At 66.8% G+C, this 2,946-nt stretch carries 2 protein-coding genes and 1 pseudogene; all 3 read right to left on the bottom strand.

Annotated features, from left to right (window positions below; genetic code table 11):
* Positions 1-1,332, bottom strand: a pseudogene (locus tag G3446_RS26155) (mechanosensitive ion channel domain-containing protein); the annotation flags it as partial.
* Positions 1,329-1,553, bottom strand: coding sequence for a hypothetical protein (locus G3446_RS26150; RefSeq protein ID WP_164456592.1), 225 nt, complete (start codon positions 1,551-1,553; stop codon positions 1,329-1,331). The gene G3446_RS26150 and the pseudogene G3446_RS26155, both read right to left, overlap by 4 nt.
* Positions 1,554-1,974: 421 nt before the next feature.
* A partial coding sequence (locus G3446_RS26145; protein WP_164456591.1) for a helix-turn-helix transcriptional regulator occupies positions 1,975-2,946 on the bottom strand: 972 nt, incomplete at its 5' end.

Below are 2,946 nucleotides of genomic sequence, written 5' to 3'. Positions count from 1 at the left end.
CCTCGCCTTGTCGAGGTAAAGCTCCTCGGTCTCGAGGATATGGGCGAGCAGTTCCAGGCGCTGCGTCACCAGCTCCCGCAACCGGGCCTGCTGCGCCCGCGGCAGCCCCGTTTGGAGCTCGCTCTGGAGCTCAGAGACTGCGGCCTCGGCATCGCTGAGTCGTCGCGCCTCGGCCCGATGCCCCAAACGGCGCGTATTCCCGCTGGCGAGCCGTGCTCTGCGCTGCGCTTGCTGCTGCCGCAAGCTGTTGAAGTCCGGCATCGCCTCGAGCTGCTGGAGCAGGATCGCCCCCAGGTCGGCGCTGAACTCACCGGACTCGAGGGTGTTACGCGTATCGCGATAGTCGGCACCCAGCCGTTCGGAGAGACGCTCTGCCCTCGCCCTTGCTTCGTCGAGGCCATGCAGCTCCGCGACCCGCTCGTCGATGGCTTGGCCAAGCTCGGCATTGGCCACCGACAGGCGGACAAGCAGCGGGTCCATGCCCTCTACATCGCGACGCGCCAGCTCCGCATCGGCCCTGGCCTGACCGGCGGCTTGCCGCCGCTGTGCCAAGGTACGCGCTTCGAGTGCCGCCACGCGCGCCGCAATCCAATCGATGCTGGCAGCGTCCTTGTCCCGCTTCGCCTCGAGCAGATCGAGGCGCGCGGCTCGGCTCAGCAACTCCTGGTCGAGCATCTTGATCTCGGCGCTCAAGGCCAGGTAACGGGTCTCCAGCTCCCAGCGTCGTGCCTGCGCAAGTCTTGGCACAGACTGCCCGGACAAGCCCTCCGCGGGAGCGTCGGACTGCAAGGCCGCCGAGACGGTTTCGCGCGCCGCGTTGGCCTCGACGAGGCGCTGGCGGACGACCTGAGGCCGGCGCTCCTCTGAGGTGAGCCGCCCCTTCATGTCGTCGTGGCGCGCCTTGACCGCGGCGAGGTCCGCGCGTTCGGTCTGCAGGCGGCGCTCGAGGTCCGCCAGCCTGAGGTCTTCCGCTGCATCGAGCTGCGCCAGGGGCTCGTCGGCCAGGATCTCCGAACGCTCGGCACGCAACCTCTCGATCTGCCCAGGCGCTTGCTCCCCGCTCTGCCGGTAATCGGCCGCTGCCAGCTCGTGGGCCTCTGACGCCTCGAGATTGCTGATCGATTGGCGATAGAGCCCGATCAACCTGTCGCGGGCCTCATCCGTCAACTCTTTTGCATCCCCGACCTCGGCGATGCGACCTTCCAGCACGGCCGCGGAGACCATCGCGGACGGCGGCTCATGGTCGGCATCCGGCGTCCCGGTTGCGAATGCAGGTGCCGCGACCCATAGCCATGCGGCCATCAGCGCCAGGCCGGAGCCGCGCCGGATCACGCGTGTGCACTCCGCACATCAGCCGGGCGGATTGGCGCCTCCAAGAACCGGTCGCGCAGCGTACCACCCAGAATCGCGAGGAAATTGGTCGCGTAGCCGCCGCGCAGGGTCACGCGTTGCGCTGTTTGCTCAACGGGTGCCTTGATCCATCCGGGTGCCAGCAACAGCGAAGCGGCGCTCAAATCGGCTTGCCATCTCAGGGTTTTTTGACTGGTCATCATGTCTTGCTCCGATTCGTCTGATGACGATTGACTGGCCGGCTGACTCCGACTTCGTCCGCGGCCGGCTCATGGCCCTCACCGGGGGCAGTTGTCTCGGACTGGGTGGCCAAGGGGACGAGAAAGGTCACTGCAATGGTCGCGGCCAAAGGTCGTTCGGTCTTGCTCACCGTCCTCCTCCGGATCCCTGCGATTCGCGTCTTCGATGCGCGCCGCGCGGTGCTTTGGGAGCTGCGGTTGCAGTCACCCCGCGGATGGAGATGCCGCGTCGAAATCCGGCCTCGAAGGCGCTCGAGTCAAGGCTGCATGCTCCTAGCTTCGGAACGTTTTCCAGCCAGTATGACCCTGGCCGGCGGACGGTACCTGTCATCTGGTGCCAACCGCTGGCGGCACGGTGCATTGAGCGCTCGGCGGGATACGACGCTCAAGTAACGCCTGGCTCGCCTCCGGGCTCATCGCCGCTCGAGCTGTCTCGGTATGCCCTCGGCGATATGCCGGTCTGGCGCCGGAAGGCGCGGGTGAAGTTGGAGGCGTCGGTGTATCCGAGATCCAATGCGACCTCGAGCACGGGCTTGTCGCTGCGCTCCAGCCATTCGGCGGCACGGCGCAGCCGCACCGTGCTCAGCAGGTCTGTGTAGCTCACGCCATGAGCGGCGAGGCCGCGCTGGAGGCTGCGTCTGCTCATCCCTAGGCTGTCCGCGACCAGGTCGACCGGTAGGCTCTGCCCGTCGAGCAGGGATTCGATTTGAAGCTCCACCAGTCCCGCGAGGTCCTGCGGCAGTGGTTTGGGAGGGGTGGGCTGCCCCATCGCTAGGGCACGAGCCCCATCGCATCGCTGCAGGCCGAGCATCGCACGTGGAAACTCGAGGTAGCTTTGGCCCGGCCGATGCGCCACTCGGGCCGCACCGAGCATCTCGGCGGAGAGGCTCTCCCGCGCCTTGAAGCCGAAGCTGATTTCCGTCGGGGTCCAGTCTGGTCCCGCGAACTTGCGGATGTTGGCGATGGTGACGGCGAAGCTGCTCAGATGAGCCTGGTAGTCGCCGAGCCCGGGAGTCCAGGGCGAGCCGAGATTGATCCGGACCTTGTCGCCATGCAGCGACAGCCAGAAGGATTGCCCGACGACGACCGTGTGGTAGAGCGACATCCCTTTCTGGATGTAGTGATGCAGCGTGAGCGCCCCCTCGAGCAGGCGACCATAGTGTCCGAGATCCGCATTGGAGGTGGCATCGCCCACATGGAGGCCCAGATGCTCGGTCCCGAGGGATTGGCACGCCAGCTCGATCCACTGAAAGACCTTCTTGAGCGGGGCGGCGGCGCTCGGGTGCGCTAGCAGGTCGGGGTGAATGCCGGAGCGGATCAACAAGGCCTCGGCCGGTGCCCCCAGACTCTGCACCTG

The sequence above is a fragment of the Thiorhodococcus minor genome (assembly GCF_010820565.1).
GTDB classification, from domain to species: domain Bacteria; phylum Pseudomonadota; class Gammaproteobacteria; order Chromatiales; family Chromatiaceae; genus Thiorhodococcus; species Thiorhodococcus minor.
The sequence above is the reverse complement of the archived record's forward strand: the minus strand, read 5'-3'. Positions and strand labels throughout refer to the sequence as shown.

Bases quoted from the DNA above. Each gene is read 5' to 3' on its own strand.
- G3446_RS26150 (WP_164456592.1), bottom strand. From the start codon at position 1,553: ATGATGACCAGTCAAAAAACCCTGAGATGGCAAGCCGATTTGAGCGCC.